This is a genomic window from Flavobacterium filum DSM 17961 (assembly GCF_000425465.1).
Classification (GTDB): Bacteria; Bacteroidota; Bacteroidia; order Flavobacteriales; family Flavobacteriaceae; genus Flavobacterium; species Flavobacterium filum.
The window spans coordinates 242,407-263,800 of record NZ_KE384381.1; the positions used below are offsets into that span (position 1 = coordinate 242,407).

The following is a 21,394-nucleotide window of genomic DNA, read 5'->3' on the forward strand; positions in this document are numbered from 1 at the left end:
ATGATAATTTTAACAAAAAAGGCTCAATCTTACGACTGAACCCTTAACTAAATACATTCCAACTTATTTAGCTATTTAACTTGAAAATCGGGATGGCCACATTGCCATAGAACAAATCCGAATTGATGAGCAAAATCAAGATAGGTAACATTTTTATCTTCTGTAAAATGACCGTTATCATAATTTACTTTTAGCAAAGCTGGCTTTGTAGTAGCAGTATTCAATTGCATCATGGCAGCAAATTTTGCAGGTTGCCACGGAATCACTCTTGGGTCATTCCATCCGGCAACACACAAAACAGCAGGATATTTTTCTCCTTTTATAATATGAGCCACACCATCCATTTCATATAGTGCTTTACATTCAGTTGGATCGTTAGTTGTACCAAATTCTTTGGTGTTATTTGCTCCATTAGGTGAAAATTCCATTCGCAAAGCGTTAGAAATCCCTACATTACACACTGCTGCTGCAAATAAATCCGGTCGTTCAGTGATGGCTCTTGTTATCAATATTCCACCGGCAGAAGTACCCATACCACCCAATTTAGCAGGAGAAGTATAACCATTTTGTATAAGCCATTCACCACAACTAATAAAATCTTTCCACGTATTGGGTTTGGTTGATTTATAACCACCCATGTACCATTCATACCCTTTTTCACCACCACCTCTCACATGTGGAATAGCAATAATTACCCCTTTAGTTGCCAAAGTGTTATACATAAAATCAAACGAAGGTTTTGAACTCATTCCATAAGCCCCGTAAGCTTCCATCACACACACATTTTGACCATCTTTTTTGATGTCTTTTTTGTAAATAAGCGATAAAGGTATCATTACACCATCATGTCCTTTTACTTCTACTTCTTCCACTACTAATTCATCAAAAGCTTTAGGATAATTAGATGGTTTACTGAACATACTTTGCTTAAATGTGTTTTTATCCAAATCCAAATCATAGGCTGTTGGTGCTTTATTCCAGCTTGTAATTTTGACCATTATTTCATTCTTTTTTCTATCTACTACACTTAAAGTATAAGTACCCGATAATGGTGTTTCAATTTTCTCCACTTTTTTAGTTATCAAACTATATTTATGGAGTGAACAATTGATTCCATCACTGTAAACCACAACCAGGTAATCATTGCATTTTACAAATTCTTGCAAAGTTTCTTTTCTTTCAGGCATGATTATTTCCGCATTATCCCAATCAAGGTTTTCTAATGAAGTAGAAATCAATTTTAAGTTTGGAGATCCTTTAGTAGATATCGCAAATACTTTCCCTTGATGAAATTCAATGGTTCCGACAAGACCATCTTTCACCTCAGATAGCACTTTCCAAGTTAATGATTTTTTTGTTTTGCTATCGTTTAATGCGTAAAATGTTCTTAACTCATTTTGCACGGAGAATAATCCTCCAAATACATAATTTGGCATATCATCAGTTGCAAAAGCTACCGGAAAATCAGAAGCGTCAATAGGTAATTCCGGATTTTTTGCTTTAGAGAAAAAATCTTCACTTGGTTTAGTCAAATCTATTGATTGAAACATCGTTTTGAGGTTCATAAAAAGTTCGGGACTAGTCATATCAGATGTAGCTAATTTAGGCCACAAAAACCCTGAATTATCCGGCATCCATTCACTAATTCCGTTATAATTGGGTTCAAATTTTTGTGGCAAAACCTTTATCTTTTCAACATCAACTATAATCAAACTTCCAATTTCTGCACCCATTTCAGCATAACCTATGCCTAAATACTTTCCGTCGAAACTGGGTTTGATTGCGGTTACAGAGAGCATTTTTCCTGTGATGAATGTAGCGGGATCAAATAACAATTCTTCGTTACCGTCTTTACCTTTTCGCATGTAAATTTTTCCAACAGATTCATTGGGTAGTGTTTTTTTATAGAAATAAATACCACCTCTGAAATAAATATCTTTATACTTTTCTTGTTGAATTAAACTTAAATCACCCCATTCTTTGGCCAAAGCCTCAATACCATTCACTTTACTAAAAACTTGGTTGGTATATTCTGCCTGATTTTTAAACCATATTTCTACTTCAGGATTTTTCATGTCTTCTATCCAACGTAAAGGATCGGGATAAGAAACCCCGTGAAAAACATCAACCTCATTTCCTGTTTTAGTTGGAGGATAGGATTGAGAAAAACCTACTGAACTAAACAAAAAAGATATTGCAGTAAAAAAATGTATTCGTTTCATGTCGTTATTGTTTTGATAATAAAGGTATTATTTTTTGTCTTGATTGTTTATTCTTTCTTCTAATTGTTGAATTTTTAGTTGTAGTTTTTCAATCATCTCTTGTTGTTCTTGTACTGCTTTTACTAATGGCACCACAAATTCCGCATAGCGAAGTCCATAAAAATCTTCATTATTTTTAGGTTTATCCACACCTGAAAAAGTAAATCCGGTTTCTTGAGCTGCTTGTTCCACTTCTTGAGCGATAAATCCGGTTTGAATTTCTTGTTTTTTATCGTTTTCTGTTTCCGGTTTTCTAACTTCTGAAGGTGTTTTTAAATAAGTATGAATAACATCTAAATCCAATTGATAGGTAACCGGTTTTAATTTTGTAATAAAGGAAAGTCCAGGCACATTTTGTTGTACATTGGTTTTAAAACGTCCGTCAGAAACATTGGTCCAATTGGCAAACCCACCGATGGAAGTTACCCCGGCATCGCCAATGCGAACTTGATTGGATGCTGTTACAGCTGATGCATCTCCAATAGCGGTTGAATTAGTAAAATTAACTGTACTGAATGCATTCGTACCTACAGCTGTATTATAATTTCCTGTTGTAATGTTTAGTCCACTATTACTGCCTAATGCTGTGTTTCTGAAACCGGATGTCGCTGAATTCATAGCTCTGTAACCTATACCGGTGTTGCTTGAAGTAGTTGAACTATATAAAGCTTCTGAACCAAAGGCAGTATTTTGATTTCCAGTTTGATTCAAATATAATGAGCGATACCCAAGACTATTGTTGTTGTTTCCTGTTGTGTTTGTATATTGAGATTCAACACCAATTGCTATATTTGGTGTTCCTGTTGTATTTGATTGAAGTGTATTGCTACCGATTGCTAAATTTAAATTGGATGTATTACTTGCTAGAGCTCTATCCCCTATAGCTATATTTCTGTTTCCATAATCATTATTAGTTAAAGCTTGAAACCCCAATCCTATATTATGAAAACCATTAATATTAGTCTCAAGCACCTCACTTCCGAAAGCAATATTATTATAACCCATAACTGTATTGACAAGATTTAAGTTGCCTATCGCTATGTTGCCTCCGGCCATATTGACATTTTGTAAGTTTTGATTTCCAATAGCAATGGTGTTTGCTGCAGAGTTATGATTAATCATATTTGAAGTACCTATTGCAACATTGTTAGATCCTGCCATACCCGGTGCTCCAAACATTGAGTTGTCTCCAATGGCTACATTTCCTGAGCCGGTTGTCCCATTGTAGAGAGCCCTATAACCAATAGCTACATTTCGATTCCCGTTGTTGTTCCTAAACATTGCTTCAAATCCCATGGCGGTATTATCTCTCCCTTGAAAATTAAAACGCATTGCATGAAAACCTACTGCCGTATTATCTTGTCCGGTGGAATTTGTATATAAAGTTCCAACACCTAAGGCTACAATATTACTACCGGTAGTATTAGAATATAAAGCTTCAACCCCGTTGGCAACATTGTAAATCCCAGTTGTATTTGAGAAAAGCGATTGATAACCATTTGCAGTATTATAATCTCCTGTTGTATTTGAGAACAAAGAATTTCTTCCAATGGAAGTGTTGTAATTTCCTATTGTATTATTTCTTAAAGAGGCAGTTCCAACGCTTGTATTGTTTATTCCCGTTGCATTATTGTTTAATGCCTCTCTACCCACCGCCGTATTCCAACTTCCGGTTGTGTTTAATCTCAAAGCGGTATTACCTACTGCTGTATTATCCTGACCTGTTGTGTTTGTAAATAATGCTGCAACGCCAAAAGCAGAATTATTACTTCCTGTTGTATTAGAAAACAAAGCATCTACACCGTTGGCTACATTATAAATTCCAGTTGTGTTACTTTGTAACGACTGAAAACCTGTAGCAGTATTATAGTCGGCAGTATTATTTGTTAATGCATTTTGACCAATTGCAGTATTGTTTGAACCTGAAATTCCAAAACGCAAGGCACTATTCCCAATCGCTACATTAAAATTCCCATTAGTATTTGATCTATAGGCGTCTGTTCCTACAACGGTATTGTTAACTCCATTTGTATTTGCCTCCATACTTCCTGCACCAATGCTTACGTTGTAATTACCTATTGTATTATTAAACAATGCATTTACCCCAACAGCTGTGTTTGCCAATCCTAAAGTATTATTTCTCAAAGAAGTTGCACCTAATGCTGTGTTAAATTCTCCCGTGGTATTTAGAAATAATGAATAATAACCTACGGCAGTATTATTACCTCCGGTTGTGTTTGAAGCTAATGCTTGTCTTCCCATAGCAGTATTAAAACTTCCGGTTGTGTTTGAAATCATGGCATTTGAACCAAATGAACAATTTTCATTTCCAGTGGTATTAAATCGTAGAGAATTATTTCCAAAAGCAGAATTTAAAAATCCTGTAGTATTAGCAGCTATAGCATCATTCCCTACTGCTGTATTTCTGTAGCCGGTTGTATTTAAAAATAAAGCATAGGCTCCAATAGCTACATTTACACTTCCAGTGGTATTTGCATTTAATGAGTTGTGTCCTATTGCTGTATTAAATTGACCTGTTGAATTGTTTAAAAACGAAAAGGTTCCCATAGCCAAATTGTTAGTTGAAATTCGACCAGAGATTTGATTATTTCTTCTAAACACTAAGTCATTATCGTCGGTTGTACCCATAAAATTCACAGCAGGATTAGTTCCAGCATTTCCCATCAACTTCCAACCGTCTTTACTCCCATTTCCGATAGGCAACCATGAAGTTGTCGCATTATCCCAATGGTAAAACCCTGGTTCGTTACTGCCAGAAGTGGTGGTTAAATAAACCAACATACTTTGCTGAGAAGCCGTTGGATTAGTAGCCGGAAATGTATCAACTTTAGGAATAATCAAACCATCCGTATTAGTTGGTGTGGCTTGATTGGAGGAACGAATTTCCAATTGTGCCTGTGGAGTAGTTGTATTAATACCTACTTGAGCCACTATAGGTAAATAAAACAATTGAAAAACGATCAAAAGTACACGTTTTTTCATGATTTTGCTGAATTAAGTTGGAATTGAGACCAAAATTCATGTAAAACAGATTGTCATAAAATAGGGAATGGACAAACAACATTTTTTGAGGACAGACAACCAAAAATTTAACATTTATTGATATATTTGAATGATTCTTTTACTACTAAATGAAACTTTATAGCTGCATAATTGTTGACGATGATGAAATTGACCGCTTGACGGTGGTTTCATATGCAAAAAAATTTCCGTGGATTACTATTTCAGGAGTTTTTGAAAATGCCTCAACAGCTTTATCATTTTTAGAAAATAATGATATTGATATAGCTTTTTTAGATATCGAAATGCCCGGTGCGTCCGGAATTGAATTACGAAAAAAAGCGTTAACCATTCCGGTTTGTGTTTTTATTTCCTCCCATTTTGAAAGTGCCGCAGAGACGTTTGAAATTCAGACTTTAGATTTTATTGTAAAACCATTCAAGTTTCCTCGTTTTGAGCAAACAATGCATCGGATTGAGGAGTTTATGAACATCAAAATCAAAGCTGATTTGTATGAGCAAACGATTGGTGGTGATGCTATTTATGTGAAATCCGGAACTGAAAAAGTAAAAATCCGACTGCATGAAATTTTATATTTAGAAGCGTTGAAGAATTATACCGTAATTGTGACAGAATCAAAACGGCATTATGTTTTAAAAGGATTAACCGAATTTTTAACGGAAGATTTTTTTCGTCAATTTGTTCGAATACATAGAAGTTTTGCGGTCATGTCAGCAAAAATAAACAAAGTAAATACTAGTGAAATTGAATTAGTTAACGGAACAAACTTACCTATTGGGAGAAGTTATAAAAACGATTTGCAGAATCAATTATGAAAAAAATTATCTTTCTTTTTTTTCTATTTTCTTTCACATTCAGTTTTGGACAAGTTCCAAAATCGTATGATTCGCTTGAAGTATTTTTAAAAACAAAACCAATTGATACAAATTATGTGAAAGCCCTCAATAGTTTCACCTTTCTGAAAGTAAAACAAGGAAAATTTAACGAAGTAGATTCGCTTTTAGGTCAAATGAAAATGCACGCTACTAAATTAAAATTTCCAAAAGGAGAGTATCTTGTCATCAATATGAAAGGAGTAATTGCTTGGTCCAATCAAAAACCAGAAGAAGCTCTGAAATACTTTTTGGAAGCGAAACGATTTCTCGAAAAAAAGAACATGCCAAAAAAAATGCTACAGTTTTTGATGGAAAATATTATGTCCACTCAATCACAATTGGGTGATCGTGAAGGTGCTACTAATACTGCTTTTGAAATCATTCGATTGCAAGATAAATATGAATTAAAACCTATTACCAGTCCTTATACCACAATTGCTCAAAATCTAAAGTTGCACAACAAACACAAAGAAGCAATTGAATATCTTGAAAAAGCAATTGAAATTAATACGAAAGAAAACAACAATTCCAGTCTTGGAATTAACTACAACAGACTAGGTAATATTTATGAAGATTTAGGTGATTTTGACAAATCTATTGAATGTTTTAAAAAAGGAATCTCCTTTGCTCAAAAAGACGAATATGTATTATTAGAAGCTGAATTATCAGTGAATTTAGGAAGACTGTATTTAACCAAAAAAGAGTTTACAAATGCAGAAAAATATTTACTATTGGGCGAAAAACTTTGTAGAGAAGTTAACGCACCTCAAACCTTATTAATTGCATGCTCTGATTTAGGGAATTATTATCTTGAAAAAAACCAACTTGAAAAATCATTTGCTTATTATTCTGAAGCTTATGAATTGGCAAAAGAAAATGAAAACTATAAATACATCGTCATTGCTGCTGAAAATCTAGCCGATTACTATCAAAAAAAGAACGATTTCAATAAAGCTTTTCCTTATTTAAAAGAAGCTTATATGGCTAAAGATTCTGTTTTTAATATGGAAGTGGCGGATAAAACAGAAGAACTTTTGCGAACCTATCAAAATGAACTGAAAGAGCAAAAAATAAAAAACCTAACCGTTGAAAACGATATTAAAAATTTAAAAATAAGTACCGCTAACAAGCAAAAGTGGTATTTGTTTACTGGATTATTTTTATTGACTTGCATTGGAGCGATCCTTTTTTATCAAAACCAACAACGAAAAAAAACGAACATAAAACTCCAACAACTCAACACCGAACTCGACCAAGCCAATAAAATAAAAACCCGGTTTTTTAGCATTTTAAATCATGATTTACGTGGACCGGTAGCCAATATCATTCAATTTTTACATCTGCAAAAAGAAAATCCGGACGTTATGGATGAAGCTACACAAAAACGCTTGCAGGAAAAAACCATCGACAATGCAGAAAACTTATTGAACTCTATGGAAGATTTACTTTTATGGAGCAAAGGCCAAATGGAAAATTTTAAACCTCAACTTAAATCCATTTTGGTAAATCAATTATTTGAGGATACCCAAAAAGTATTTTCTGGCTATGGTCAAATTCAGTTTCAGTATCTAAATCCGGAAAATTTATCACTTTTTACAGATGAAAATTATGTAAAAACCATCATTAGAAATCTTACCAGTAATGCTATCAATGTTTTTACCTCAACCGAAAACCCAACCATCATTTGGGAAGCAAAAACGGTTAATGGCAAACCACAACTCTCCATTACTGACAACGGACCCGGTGCTTCTAAAGACCAATTCAAAGCCCTTTATGACGACAAAGAAGTAGTTGGGATAAAATCTGGCTTAGGACTACACTTGATTCGGGACTTAGCTAAAGCGATTGATTGTGAGATTACGGTAGATTCTAAAATTGGGAAAGGGACGACTTTTACCTTAAAATTATAGAATTTTGAAACAAGTTCAGCATAAAAAAAGGCCTGATTTTCATCAGACCTTCAATTTATTTTTATTGAAAATTACAACAACGCGTCAATTGCATCAGTGTAATTTTTCTTTGGAGCCACACCTACTTGTCTTCCTACTACTTCTCCATTTTGGAAAACTAATACGGTTGGAATATTTCTCACGCCGTATTTTGCAGCAAATTCTTGGTTGGCATCTACGTCCACTTTTCCAACTACTGCTTTTCCTTCATATTCTGTTGCGATTTCGTCGATAACCGGTCCAACCATTCTACAGGGTCCGCACCATGCTGCCCAAAAATCTACTACTACCGGTTTGTCTGATTGTAATACTACTTCTTCAAAAGTAGCATCTGTTATTGCTAATGCCATATATTTTTTGTTTAAGGTTTAACTTTGTTTCAAGTTTTATGATGCAAATTTAAAAATTTAAAACTTAAAGTCGTGTTAATTGAAAATTAGTTTTGATTATGAATGTATTGGTGGAATTGATACTTAATTCAACCTAAAATCCACCTTCAAATTCTCTAACTCACTCAACAATTCATTCGAGATTTTTACTTTCAGTTTTCTGCTGGGCATGGCTAATCTATTCAAAACCCTAACTTCTTCACTTGGTTCATCCACTTCTAACTCCATCTCTTCCATTGGTTCTTCGTCTGTTTCCTCGGTATCAACAGGAACTAATTCAACCGGTTTGATGGTAGCCACTTTTTTGACTCTTTCTATTTCCAGCACTTCAAACGTAACGGTATTCTCTCCTTGATAGGTTTTAAACACTTCACTCAATCCGGTAATAAAATGCTGGTGCAACTCTTTTATATCAATTAAAATCGTTAACTTTTTGGCAAATTGAGGCAAAACGTCGGCCAATAATTTAGCTTCTGTAAACTGAATTCTCGGATCAGATTTTTTTCCGGTTTCACGATTTACCCAACCTTCCTTGACCAAAACTTTGAAATATACAAACTGATTTTGAATCAAAAAATGACGGAATTTCAAATATTCTTCATCAAAAATTCGGAACTCAAAACTTTCTTCATATCCTTCTAATACAAAGGTTGCCCAACCCTTTCCATTTTTAGCTGTTCGATGTTGAATATTGGTCACAATTCCGGCAAAAGAAAGTGTTTTACTCACATAAAGTTCCAACTGCTTTAAGGCTTCTAGCTTGGTATTGCAAAAATATTTCATCTCAAAACGGAAATCATCCAACGGATGCCCTGAAATATAAATTCCTACCACTTCTTTTTCTTTTGCCAATTTTTCCATTGTATTCCATTCCTCACATGGCGGCAAAACCGGCTCGGCAATTTGCACATCACTAGCTTCTCCAAACAAACTCACTTGCGATGAATTTTCGTTTTCCTGAAATTTTGCCCCATATCGAATGGCTTTTTCCAAAAACGTAATTCCTTCTCCTTCAATGTGAAAATATTGTGCTCGATGCGTATTCGAAAAACAATCAAATCCTCCGGCTAATGCTAAGCTTTCAAAAGCTTTTTTATTGGCAGCTCTTAAATCTATTTTTTTGGCTAAATCAAAAATCGATCTATAAGGAGCATCTTTTCGGTTTTCAACAATCGTATCAACGGCATTTGCTCCAACACCCTTTACAGCTCCCATTCCAAAACGAATCGCATAATCGTTGTTTACCGTAAATTTATAATAGGATTCATTCACATCTGGTCCGAGTACTTTCAAGCCCATTCGTTTGCATTCTTCCATAAAAAATGAAACCTGCTTGATGTCATTCATGTTATTGGAAAGTACCGCCGCCATATATTCTGCCGGATAATGAGCTTTTAAATACGCTGTTTGATAGGCAATCCAAGCATAACAAGTAGAATGTGATTTGTTAAAGGCATAACTCGCAAAAGCTTCCCAGTCTTTCCAAATTTTCTCCAAAACGGTAGCATCATGCCCTTTTGCAGAAGCTTGTTCTACAAATTTCGGCTTCATTTTGTCGAGTACATCTTTTTGTTTTTTACCCATCGCTTTACGCAAAACGTCTGCTTCACCTTTGGTAAATCCGGCCAACGATTGCGACAAAAGCATTACCTGCTCTTGATAAACAGTAATTCCGTACGTTTCACTCAAATATTCCGCACAAGCATCTAAATCGTAAACAATGGGTTCTTCTCCGTTTTTTCTTCGAACGAAAGACGGAATATATTCCAATGGCCCGGGACGATAGAGAGCATTCATTGCAATCAAATCACCAAAAACTGTCGGTTTTAAATCACGAAGGTATTTTTGCATTCCGAGCGACTCATATTGAAATATTCCAACCGTTTCCCCTCTTTGAAATAATTCATACGTTTTCTCATCATCAATCGGAAATTCATCGGGATTGAGTTCGATTCCGGTGCGGTATTTTACCAATTTCACCGTGTCTTTTATTAACGTAAGGGTTTTTAATCCCAAGAAGTCCATTTTTAACAAACCGGCACTTTCTGCAACTGAGTTATCAAATTGCGTTACATACAATTCAGAATCTTTAGCAGTTGTCACCGGAACGAAATTGGTGATGTCATCCGGTGTGATGATTACTCCACACGCATGAATTCCGGTATTTCGCAGCGAACCTTCTAAAACTTTGGCTTGTTGAATAGTTTCTCCCGCCAAATCACCTTCATGAGCAATGGCAATTAATTCTTTTACTCTATCAAACTCATCCGAACGCAAAGCTTTTTTAACTTCTTCTTCTTTTTCGGAAATAAATCGGGCTAAATTCCATTTTGAAGGCATCATGCCCGGAATTAACTTGGCAATTCTGTCCGCTTCAAAAAGAGGCAAATCCAATACGCGAGCCGTATCTCGAATGGCAGATTTTGTCGCCATTTTACCATAGGTAATAATTTGAGCTACTTGGTCTTTTCCGTATTTGTCGATTACATATTGCATTACTTTTCCGCGTCCTTCATCATCAAAGTCAATATCAATATCCGGCATAGAAACCCGATCCGGATTCAAGAATCGCTCAAAAAGTAAATCGTATTTTATCGGGTCAATATTGGTAATTCCCAAACAATACGCTACCGCTGAACCCGCTGCCGAACCACGACCCGGACCAACCGAAACGCCCATTTTTCTCGCTTCAGCAATAAAATCTTGTACAATCAAAAAATAGCCCGGATAACCTGAATTGGAAATAGTTAACAATTCGAAATCCAATCGCTCTTGAATTTCGGGTGTAATTTCACCATATCGCTTCTTCGCTCCTTCAATGGTTAAATATCGTAAATAGGCATTTTCACCACGAACACCGCCATCGGCATCCTCAGGGTTTAAAAACTCGTCCGGAATGGCAAATTTTGGCAGTAAAACATCTCGGTATAGCGAATACGTTTCTACTTTATCAACGATTTCCTGAATCGAAATAATGGCTTCGGGCAAATCAGCAAATAGTTTTTTCATTTCGTCTTCCGATTTGAAATAATATTCCTGATTGGGTAAACCATATCGATAGCCTCGACCTCGACCAATTGGTGTGGCTTGTTTTTCACCATCTTTTACACACAACAAAATGTCATGTGCATTCGCATCTTCTTTATTTAGGTAATAGGTATTGTTTGTAGCCACTAATTTAACCTGATGCTTTTGTGAAAATTCAATCAAGGTTTTGTTCACTCGATTTTCATCTTCTTGATTGTGTCGCATGATTTCAAGATAAAAATCATCGCCAAATTGTTCTTTCCACCAAAGCAAAGCTTCTTCGGCTTGGTTTTCACCGATATTTAAAATTTTACTGGAGATTTCACCATATAAATTTCCGGAAAGTACAATTACATCTTCTTTGTATTGTTCAACTATTGCCCTATCAATTCTTGGCACATAATAAAAGCCATCGATGTAAGCAATTGAAGCCATTTTGGCTAAATTATGATAGCCTTTTTTATTTTTAGCCAAAAACACCACTTGATAACCGTTGTCTTTTTTGGTTTTGTCTTTATGGTTGTCACAGATGTAAAATTCGCAACCTACAATCGGTTTAATTTCAGTATCTTCCGGTTCTTCTCCATTGGTAACAGCCGCTTCAATTTTCGATTTAACAGCTTTGTTGTGGTTCATCACGGCACTCACAAAATGAAAAGCACCCATCATGTTTCCTGAATCAGTCATGGCAACCGCTGTCATTTTATTTTTGGCTGTAGCCGAAACTAATGACGGAATCGCAATTGTAGATTGCAAGACAGAAAATTGAGTATGGTTATGAAGATGAGCAAACTTAGCGTGTTTAAAATCTCTTTTCTCTTCGGCTGAAATGGTTGTTTGAACCGTTTCGTTTTCAATTTTTTGAAGTTTCTTTCTAATTTGCTCAGACGCTTCTTTGAGATTGATGTGTTTTAACCCAATTAATTGAATTGCTCTCGGGTTTTTTAATTGAAAATCTTCAAAATATTCCGGTTCAACATCGAGTTCTTCTTTGGTAAAAACTTCGGTTCGAATCAATTCTAAAAAACATCTTGTGGTGGCTTCCACGTCAGCAGTGGCGTTGTGAGCTTCCGCAAATGGTTCATTAAAAAGGTATTGATGTAATTCGGTTAGCGTTGGTAATTTGAATTTTCCACCTCTTCCACCCGGAAGTTTTAATAGGGATGCGGTAACTTCGGTACACGTATCCAAAATCGGCATTTTGTTCAATTGGGTTTCCATTCCCAATCGATAAAACTCACATCCTAGAATATTAACATCAAACCCAACATTTTGTCCAACAATGAATTTTGCTTTTGACATTGCTGTATTGAATTTCTCCAACATTTCTTTGAGCTGAATACCATTTTGTTGAGCCAATTCGGTAGAAATCCCGTGAATTCTTTCTGCATCATACGGAATGTTGAATCCATCCGGTTGAATCAAATAATCTTGATGTTCGACAAGGTTTCCCATTTCATCGTGCAACTGCCAGGCAATTTGAATACATCGCGGCCAGTTGTCGGTATCTGAAATGGGTGCTGCCCAACTTTTGGGCAAACCGGTAGTTTCGGTATCAAAGATTAAAAACATACGAGAGTGATTAGTGATGAGTCCTTAGTGAATAGTACTTAGTGATGAGTTAAAACCTATCCATAATTACCTTTTCAAAAATACATTTTACGGAATAGATTTTCAATTTAAGTTATTAACAAAGGAATATAAAGTAATTATAATTTGAAAAGTTAAGATTAATCAATTCAAAGGGATATTAATTGATTTATTATGATTTTTTATAAATTTGTGAAAGAACTTATTAAAAATCTATTCTGAAATTATTTAAATACTATTTAAATGAAAGAATTTGAAGTCAAAGTTTTTAGCTATCTTATACCTTCATTGTTATTTTTAGGTATTCTAATTACTGAACAAGTTATCCAATTAAATTTGAATATATTTTTGTTTGTTGTTTTAAATTGTATAGCCATTTACTTCACACCATATAAATTTTTAACTTCATACAACAAAGGAAAAGAGAATATTATTTCCAATCTTTTTATTTCTTTAATTTGTTCATATTCTTCCTTAAAAATAGTAGATATATTTTCAAACAATACAATTGACAGTATTATAGTTATATTGTATACTATTTTTAATTATTACTTAATTTACAACCGAGAGAAGTTAAAATCATTGAATTTATTGTACTTTCATATCATTGTCAACTTTTTTACAATTGGTTTATTTACAGTTATATAATAAAAAAACCCATCTTATTTTCACAAGATGGGTTTTGAATTTTATAAAGAAAAAATACTAGTATCTTCCTCCTCCACGGCTGTTTCCACCACCGTTGTAGCCACCGCCACCACGATTGTTTCCACCACCGTAACCACCACCTGAGCGATTGTTATTGAAACTTCTTCTTTCACCTTCCGGTTTTGGTTCAGATTTGTTTACAACGATAGCACGACCTTGTACGGTAGCTCCGTTTAACTCATCAATTGCCTTTTGACCTTCGTCATCGTTTGGCATTTCAACAAAACCAAATCCTTTACTTCTTCCTGTAAATTTATCGGTTACAACTTTAACAGAGTCAACTGTTCCATAAGCCTCGAAAGACTCTCTTAAATCTGCTTCCTCTATACTCCAAGGAAGGCTTCCTACAAAAATGTTCATAAAAAAATATATTATTTAAAACAAAGGTAATCTATTAAAACGGTAATCTACTTACTTTTTTAAATTAATTTCATAATAGACTGAAAATAAATAAAAAAGCCGTTCCAAATCATGAAACGGCGTACTATATAGTATTGAAAAAAAATTAATCTCCAGGAACTACTCTAACCGGTACTTTATAAAAAACTCCTTGATTAAAGTTCAAAATTTCACCACCTATAGGATTATTCAGCACATTATATGCATTGAAACGAAAATTACCTGAAACAGTTCCATTAACAGCATCATATTCTGTAATTTCAATTTGACCATCTCCTTGAAAATCATCTTCAGTAGTAACACCCGTTTGATAAAATAAAGATGTATCATCTTCATAATCAAACAAAAAAGAAGCGGTTCTGTTCATGTTTTGACCTAATACATAAACTCCTTTATTTTTTGACGGTACTTTTAATGTCATCGTTTGCAATCTTGCTTTTGCCGTAATTACTAATGACCCATTTGGAAATAATTCAGCTTTCGAATCAATAGCTCTCCAAAACACATTTTCTAATCGCCCTTGAACGGATGGATTATTGGTTTTAATATCTTCTTCACAAGAAGTCATCAAAACAGCTGTAAACAGAATAAGAAATATCTTTTTCATTTGTATCTAATTAATAAAAGACAAAAATAGATTTTAAATCGAATATGCAAACTACTTTTTTTGTTAAAAACCAAATCGTTAGACTTACAACGTATTTTTCTAATAAAAAACAAGCAAAGTATTTTCCGTTTCAAAAAAATCACTACATTTGCACCCTTAATTAACAGAGGTCGAGTACCTCACAATTTAATCATACGATTATGCCAGTAAAAATTAGATTACAAAGACACGGTAAAAAAGGAAAACCTTTTTTCTGGATTGTGGCTGCTGATTCAAGAGCCAAAAGAGATGGTAAATTCTTAGACAAAATCGGAACTTACAATCCAAACACTAACCCTGCAACTATTGATTTAAACTTGGACAGTGCTGTTCAATGGTTACACAATGGAGCTCAACCAACGGATACTGCAAGAGCAATTCTTTCTTATAAAGGTGCTTTGTTGAAACATCACTTGGACGGAGGCGTAAGAAAAGGTGCTTTAACTCAAGAGCAAGCAGATGCTAAATTAGCAGCTTGGTTAGACGAAAAAGCAAACAAAGTTTCTTCTAAAAAAGAAGGTTTATCAAAAGCTCAAGAAAAAGCAAAAGCAGAAGCATTAAAAGCTGAAAAAGCGGCTAATGAGAAAAGAGCAAATGCTGCTGCGGAAGCATTAAAAGCTGCCGAAGCTTCAGAAGAAGTTGCTGAAGAGGTAACAGAAGAAGCTGTTGAAGCTGTTGAAGCAACAACAGAAGAGGCTCCGGTTGTTGAAGAAACTCCAGCTACTGAAGAATCAAGCGAAGAAAAAGAAGCTTAATTTTTTGCGATAATGCGTAAGGAAGAATGTTTCTATTTAGGCAAAATCGCTAAAAAATTTAGTTACAAGGGAGAAGTCTTAATTTATTTAGATACAGACGAACCCGAATTATATGAAAACATGGAATCAGTTTTTGTTGAAATAAACAAAAATCTGGTTCCATTTTTTATTGAAAATAGTACTTTACACAAAAATGACTTTCTACGTGTAAAGTTTGAAGATATTGACAACGAAGAACAAGCAGATGAAGTTTTAGGCTGTGAGCTTTATCTTCCTCTTTCTTTTTTACCAAAATTAGAAGGAAATCAATTTTATTACCACGAAGTAATTGGATTTGAAATTGAAGATCAACGACTTGGAGTAGTGGGAAAAATCGTTTCCGTAAATGATTCAACCGCTCAACCGCTTTTTGAAGTAATCAATGGAACGGTTGAAATTTTAATCCCGATGATTGATCAGTTCTTGGTTAAAATTGACCGAGAAAATAAGAAGGTAATTATGAATTTGCCGGAAGGATTGGTGGAAATGTATCTTTAGAAAGTTTCAGGTTTCAAGTTTCAGGTTCTGAAATCAAAATTCTTCATTCAAAAATCGTTAATCCTCGTGTTTCAATTCAAACAATTTTCCATTCTACAAGACCGATGTGCCATGAAAGTAGGCACCGATAGCGTGTTATTAGGAGCTTGGTGTCCGATTGAAAAAAATCCGTTTTCAGTATTAGATATTGGTGCCGGAACCGGAATTTTATCTTTAATGATTGCCCAACGGAGCCATGCCGAGCAAATTGACGCTCTAGAAATAGATGAAGATGCCTACGAACAATGTGTTGAAAATTTTGAAAATTCACCTTGGGGCGATAGACTGTTTTGTTTTCACGCCGGTTTGGATGAGTTTATGGAAGAACCGGAAGAGGAATATGATTTGATTATTTCGAATCCTCCTTTTTATAGTGAGGATTATAAAACCGAAAATTCACAACGTGATTTAGCTCGATTCCAAGACGCAATGCCGTTTGAAGAATTGGTTGAAGCGGCTGATTTATTACTTTCAGAAAACGGAATCTTTGCCGTTATCATTCCTTACAAAGAAGAAGAAAAATTCATCGATTTATGTGCCAAAGTTGAACTTTTTCCTGTAAAAGTAACTCGCGTTAAAGGGACTCCCAACACCGAAATTAAACGGAGTTTATTGGCTTTTAAACGCTATGAATTGCCTGTTTTAGAAGCAGATGAATTGGTAATCGAAATCAATCGTCATGACTACACTGATGCTTACATCGAGTTGACAAAAGATTTTTATTTAAAGATGTAAGTTTGTTTTCTTAAAAATATAACAATCGTTCATTGATTTGTTACATTTCTTTATTTACTTTTGCAAACGTTATAGTAGTTTGACGGATTAACTGCTATTCACTAATCACTAATCATATAAAAATGAAACCAGATTTATTTCAATCACCTGATTATTATTTACTTGACGATTTGTTAACCGATGAACATAAGTTGGTGCGTGATGCCGCTCGTGCCTGGGTGAAAAGAGAAGTTTCTCCTATTATTGAAGAGTATGCTCAACGTGCAGAATTTCCCAATCAAATTATCAAAGGATTAGGTGAAATTGGTGGATTTGGTCCATATATCCCAGAAGAATATGGCGGTGCCGGTTTAGACCAAATTTCGTATGGTTTAATCATGCAGGAAATTGAAAGAGGTGATTCTGGTGTTCGCTCTACTTCATCTGTTCAATCCTCTTTGGTGATGTATCCAATTTGGAAATTTGGAAATGAAGAGCAACGCATGAAATACTTGCCTAAATTGGCTACCGGTGAATTTATGGGTTGTTTCGGGTTAACCGAGCCGGATTACGGTTCAAACCCAAGTGGAATGGTAACCAACTTCAAAGACATGGGCGACCATTATTTGTTGAATGGAGCTAAAATGTGGATTTCCAATGCACCATTTGCTGATATTGCTGTAGTTTGGGCAAAAAATGAAGAAGGAAGAATTCACGGATTAATTGTAGAACGCGGTATGGAAGGCTTTTCTACTCCCGAAACACATAATAAATGGTCGTTGAGAGCTTCTGCTACCGGTGAATTGATTTTTGACAATGTAAAAGTGCCAAAAGAAAACTTATTACCGGGTAAATCCGGATTGGGTGCTCCGATGATGTGTTTGGATTCGGCACGCTACGGAATTGCTTGGGGGGCTATCGGTGCTGCAATGGATTGTTATGATACGGCTTTGAGATATTCTAAAGAAAGAATTCAATTTGACAAACCGATTGCTGGTTTCCAATTGCAACAAAAAAAATTAGCCGAAATGATTACCGAAATCACCAAAGCTCAATTGTTAACTTGGAGATTGGGTGTACTTAGAAATGAAGGAAAAGCCACAACCGCTCAAATTTCGATGGCAAAAAGAAACAATGTGGATATGGCTATCAATATTGCTCGTGAAGCACGTCAAATGCTTGGCGGAATGGGAATTACAGGAGAATATTCCATTATGCGTCATAGTATGAATTTAGAATCTGTAATTACCTATGAAGGTACTCACGATATTCATTTGTTGATTACGGGTGCTGATATTACCGGAATACCTGCATTTAAATAATTAAACAATAATTAAAATCAATACAAAAAGCTTCTTCTTTCGGGGAAGCTTTTTTAATTTTGTTAAAGAAATTGAAAACCAATTGCTTTTCTTTTTTCGTATCTAAAATAAAATTGCCATGAACATAGAAAATGTAAATCAGAAAATTAATTTCCAACGCGAACAACTTTTACAACATACCTTATACCAAAATATACGAACGATTGAAGATTTAAGACAATTTCAAGAGCACCATGTATATGCGGTTTGGGATTTTATGTCGTTGTTAAAAGCTCTTCAAATCAAATTAACCTGTGCTTCAACGCCATGGTTACCCGTTGGAAATCCGGAAACCCGATATTTAATCAATGAAATAGTTTTGGCGGAAGAAACCGATTTAACTCTTGACGGAAGAAGACAAAGCCACTACGAAATGTATATTGAGGCGATGGAAGCTTGCGGAGCTGACACAAAACCGATTCAATCGTTTTTAGAAAATGTGATTGCTACTCAAAACATTTTTGTTTCCATCAAAAAAAGTGATTTACATCCAAATGTCAAAGAATTTCTCACCTTTACCTTTCAGGTGATTGAGCAAGGAAAACCACATGAAATTGCAGCTGCATTCACTTTTGGGAGAGAAGATTTAATTCCGGTTATGTTTACGGCTATTTTGAAAAATTTTCAAGCCAATTTTCCGGAAACCGATTTATCTAAATTAATCTATTATTTCGAAAGACATATTGAATTAGATGGCGATGAACACGGCCCGATGGCAATGCAAATGATAGAAGAATTATGTGGTGACTCTGCCCAAAAATGGCAAGAAGTAGAAGAAATCTCTATTCAAGCACTCGAAAAAAGAATCGGGCTTTGGGATGCGATTGATGAAAAAATATTGAGCAAGGAAGTTTGTTGTTAATTGATTTCTGTTATCTTTAGTTCTTAATTTAATGAAATGTCATCTCTAAATAATTAGTCTGGTAAGTTGCAATGTTAACTTACGTTTTCAACCATAATATAACAGCACATTACAATTTATATATTTTGATGGACGTACCAAAAAAAACCGCCCCTAAAGGCGGTCATAATAATTACTCTACTTTTACAACGTATCCCGATGGGCGGTAACTTCGGCAATAAACACATCAATTTCTTCGATTTGTTTTTTTACACGTTCAAGGTCTAATTCTTTGTCAAGTAAAGCCACCGCACCATAACTTTCTTTGCGGTTTTCCAACAAGAATTTGCGGTATTCTAACCGAACTTTTCGTTTTTCTTCGGCCTCTTTGGTGGGGCCTTCCGGTAGAATGGCAATAACCGTGTCAACAGCAGCAATTTCTGCATTTACGCCTTGCAGAATAGCACTAATCTCAACAGCTGTATTGCTGTAGTTGGTTACAAGTCGTTCTTCTGATAACTTTCTAAAGTTTAAATCAGCTTTTTCCTTTTGGGCCATGCCCAACAACACATCGCAATCGGCAACTGTTGTTAAATTACTTACTGAATACATAATTAATTCATTTAAAATTACAATTACATAAACGTAAGTATTATTCCTTAAAATATTATAAATCAGAAGTTTATTAAAATATTAACGTGTAGCGTTAATCTTATTTTAAAACTATACGAAGTAGTATTTTATTTACGTTATACGAGGTTTGCAATTTGTAAATTGCATTATTTCCTCAATCTTTCATCAAGTAAACTAATCTCATTTTCAATTTGTTGTTTTTTCATTTCAAAGGTAGTTAAACATTCTAATGAATGTGTTGCTAAACATTTATTGATTCTGTTTTCAATGGATTGAAGGTGTACAACATCTTGTTCCTTTTGTGTTTTCAGAAATGCTAAGGTTGTTAGACCGGCATAGAGATGATTTCTAGTTTTTTGCAACTCTTCTATCTTTTTATTCACCAGTAATAAATTTATGTTTAAGTCGGTCAATTTTTTTTGCCATACCTGAATAACCGCTTTATTTTCAGTTGCTAATACCGCACGATGGGCTTTGTCGACTTTGTTTTTTTGAATAGATTGTAAGAGTTCCCTAAGTTTTATTGTTGCCTCTAAAGGCAGGCTTCTTTTTCCACTCACATACATTGACCATTGCGAACGGTGTACACCTAAAATGGTTGCTATTTCATCGTGTGTTAGTCCGGTTATATCTTTAAATGCATTCATCTTGTTTAAGAATTATGTTGTGTCAACATTTTTATTTCAAAAAATTATACACAAAAACCGTGTCATTTTTTTATACAACAATTTTTTCACACAAAAAGTGTGTCAAAATGAAAAAAAATTAAAAATGTACACGGTTTTAAGATATTTCTCTAAAGCTAATTACTGTAAAATGTTTAATAAATAGTTACAATTAAGTAAACAAAACATCACCAAATTTAGTGAGATAAAAAATCCCTATTATTAGGGATTGACAGCAATAATTTTATTGCTTAAACTTGACAACAAATTTTTAACGTAAGAATTATTAACAAATTATTAATAATCAATTGCCTTTCTATTTAACTGATATATGCAGCTTTACGTTGTAATTCTCCGTTTAATTTTTTAAGGTTCATAAGAAAAAAATATTGAACTATTTTACAGTTTTTCTGTAAAAATAATTTCAACAATAAAATAATTCATACAAAATAAAATTGTCATATTAACCTATTTAAAATCATTTTAATTAAATCTACATCATGAATTTAAAATTAATTTTTCTCTTTTTATTACTAAGTAATCTTTTGCATTCACAAACTATTGATCATATTTTGTTTGAATATGATACGGCTGGAAATCAGATAAAAAGATATACAATTGATCTTAATACAGGAAGATCAACAAATGATTTTGTAAAAAACACGGAAGATATCACAAAGGAAGATATGATTTTGTCTGATATTTATGAAGATATATCATATTATCCCAATCCTGTTAAAGAAACTCTTTTTATCAAATGGGAGAATAATGATTTTGAATATGTAACCTCTATAAAATTAAATTCTTTATCTGGTCAATCTTTAAAAAGTTTTACCAATTTAAAAGGTTCAGTAACTTTAAATATCCCATTTGAAAATTTACCTCATGGACTTTACACACTAGTGCTAGAATATTCAAATGGCAAGCAGAAAACATTAAAAATCATTAAAAATTAAAAGTTAA

At 34.2% G+C, this 21,394-nt stretch carries 16 protein-coding genes; 8 read left to right on the top strand and 8 right to left on the bottom strand.

Annotated elements, in window-relative coordinates; genetic code table 11:
* Positions 1 to 71: 71 nt before the first annotated feature.
* Both H601_RS0114100 and H601_RS16235 read right to left on the bottom strand, forming a co-directional pair.
* Complete coding sequence (locus H601_RS0114100; protein WP_026712091.1) at positions 72 to 2,222, bottom strand: prolyl oligopeptidase family serine peptidase; 2,151 nt, start codon at positions 2,220 to 2,222, stop codon at positions 72 to 74.
* Positions 2,223 to 2,249: 27 nt separating this feature from the next.
* Positions 2,250 to 5,264: a tail fiber domain-containing protein gene (locus H601_RS16235; RefSeq protein ID WP_051220769.1), complete on the bottom strand. Its 3,015-nt coding sequence runs from the start codon at positions 5,262 to 5,264 to the stop codon at positions 2,250 to 2,252.
* Between the two features lie 149 nt (positions 5,265 to 5,413).
* Between H601_RS16235 and H601_RS0114110 the strand changes: the two genes are divergently transcribed.
* Positions 5,414 to 6,118 carry a LytR/AlgR family response regulator transcription factor gene (locus H601_RS0114110; protein WP_026712092.1) on the top strand — a complete coding sequence of 235 codons (705 nt, stop codon included), beginning with the start codon at positions 5,414 to 5,416 and terminating at the stop codon, positions 6,116 to 6,118.
* Positions 6,115 to 8,088, top strand: a complete 1,974-nt coding sequence (locus H601_RS16240; protein ID WP_051220770.1) for a tetratricopeptide repeat-containing sensor histidine kinase — start codon at positions 6,115 to 6,117, stop codon at positions 8,086 to 8,088. Before H601_RS0114110 ends, H601_RS16240 begins: the two co-directional genes overlap by 4 nt.
* A gap of 71 nt (positions 8,089 to 8,159) precedes the next feature.
* On the opposite strand, the gene trxA is transcribed toward H601_RS16240, so the two are convergent.
* The 4 genes from trxA to H601_RS0114140 form a co-directional block, all read right to left on the bottom strand.
* Positions 8,160 to 8,477, bottom strand: a complete 318-nt coding sequence (gene trxA / locus H601_RS0114120) for a thioredoxin (protein ID WP_026712093.1) — start codon at positions 8,475 to 8,477, stop codon at positions 8,160 to 8,162.
* Positions 8,478 to 8,600: 123 nt separating this feature from the next.
* A complete protein-coding gene (dnaE, locus tag H601_RS0114125; protein ID WP_026712094.1) occupies positions 8,601 to 13,115 on the bottom strand; it encodes a DNA polymerase III subunit alpha in 4,515 nt (1,504 codons plus the stop codon).
* Positions 13,116 to 13,838: 723 nt separating this feature from the next.
* On the bottom strand, positions 13,839 to 14,201 hold the full coding sequence (locus tag H601_RS0114135) for an RNA recognition motif domain-containing protein (RefSeq protein ID WP_026712096.1): 363 nt from the start codon (positions 14,199 to 14,201) through the stop codon (positions 13,839 to 13,841).
* A 145-nt stretch (positions 14,202 to 14,346) separates the two neighbouring features.
* A complete protein-coding gene (locus tag H601_RS0114140; protein WP_026712097.1) occupies positions 14,347 to 14,847 on the bottom strand; it encodes a DUF6252 domain-containing protein in 501 nt (166 codons plus the stop codon).
* A gap of 200 nt (positions 14,848 to 15,047) precedes the next feature.
* Here H601_RS0114140 and H601_RS0114145 point away from each other — a divergent pair, with 200 nt between their 5' ends.
* From H601_RS0114145 to H601_RS0114170, 5 genes are all read left to right on the top strand, one after another.
* On the top strand, positions 15,048 to 15,641 hold the full coding sequence (locus tag H601_RS0114145) for a 30S ribosomal protein S16 (protein WP_026712098.1): 594 nt from the start codon (positions 15,048 to 15,050) through the stop codon (positions 15,639 to 15,641).
* Positions 15,642 to 15,653: 12 nt separating this feature from the next.
* A complete protein-coding gene (rimM, locus tag H601_RS0114150) occupies positions 15,654 to 16,178 on the top strand; it encodes a ribosome maturation factor RimM (protein WP_026712099.1) in 525 nt (174 codons plus the stop codon).
* 111 nt (positions 16,179 to 16,289) lie between these two features.
* Positions 16,290 to 16,952, top strand: a complete 663-nt coding sequence (locus tag H601_RS0114155; protein WP_084139991.1) for a tRNA1(Val) (adenine(37)-N6)-methyltransferase — start codon at positions 16,290 to 16,292, stop codon at positions 16,950 to 16,952.
* A gap of 122 nt (positions 16,953 to 17,074) precedes the next feature.
* Entirely contained in the window at positions 17,075 to 18,253 is a 1,179-nt protein-coding gene (locus H601_RS0114160; protein WP_026712101.1) for an acyl-CoA dehydrogenase family protein, read from the top strand.
* 118 nt (positions 18,254 to 18,371) lie between these two features.
* Positions 18,372 to 19,154: a DUF3050 domain-containing protein gene (locus H601_RS0114170; protein WP_026712102.1), complete on the top strand. Its 783-nt coding sequence runs from the start codon at positions 18,372 to 18,374 to the stop codon at positions 19,152 to 19,154.
* Between the two features lie 183 nt (positions 19,155 to 19,337).
* Here H601_RS0114170 and H601_RS0114175 read toward each other — a convergent pair whose 3' ends face one another.
* Together H601_RS0114175 and H601_RS0114180 are read right to left on the bottom strand one after the other, a co-directional pair.
* On the bottom strand, positions 19,338 to 19,745 hold the full coding sequence (locus tag H601_RS0114175) for a hypothetical protein (RefSeq protein ID WP_026712103.1): 408 nt from the start codon (positions 19,743 to 19,745) through the stop codon (positions 19,338 to 19,340).
* Positions 19,746 to 19,912: 167 nt separating this feature from the next.
* Positions 19,913 to 20,413 (bottom strand): helix-turn-helix domain-containing protein, encoded by a 501-nt coding sequence (locus tag H601_RS0114180; RefSeq protein ID WP_026712104.1) that lies wholly within the window; start codon positions 20,411 to 20,413, stop codon positions 19,913 to 19,915.
* A 518-nt stretch (positions 20,414 to 20,931) separates the two neighbouring features.
* Here H601_RS0114180 and H601_RS0114185 point away from each other — a divergent pair.
* Positions 20,932 to 21,387, top strand: a complete 456-nt coding sequence (locus H601_RS0114185; protein ID WP_026712105.1) for a T9SS type A sorting domain-containing protein — start codon at positions 20,932 to 20,934, stop codon at positions 21,385 to 21,387.
* Positions 21,388 to 21,394: the final 7 nt, after the last annotated feature.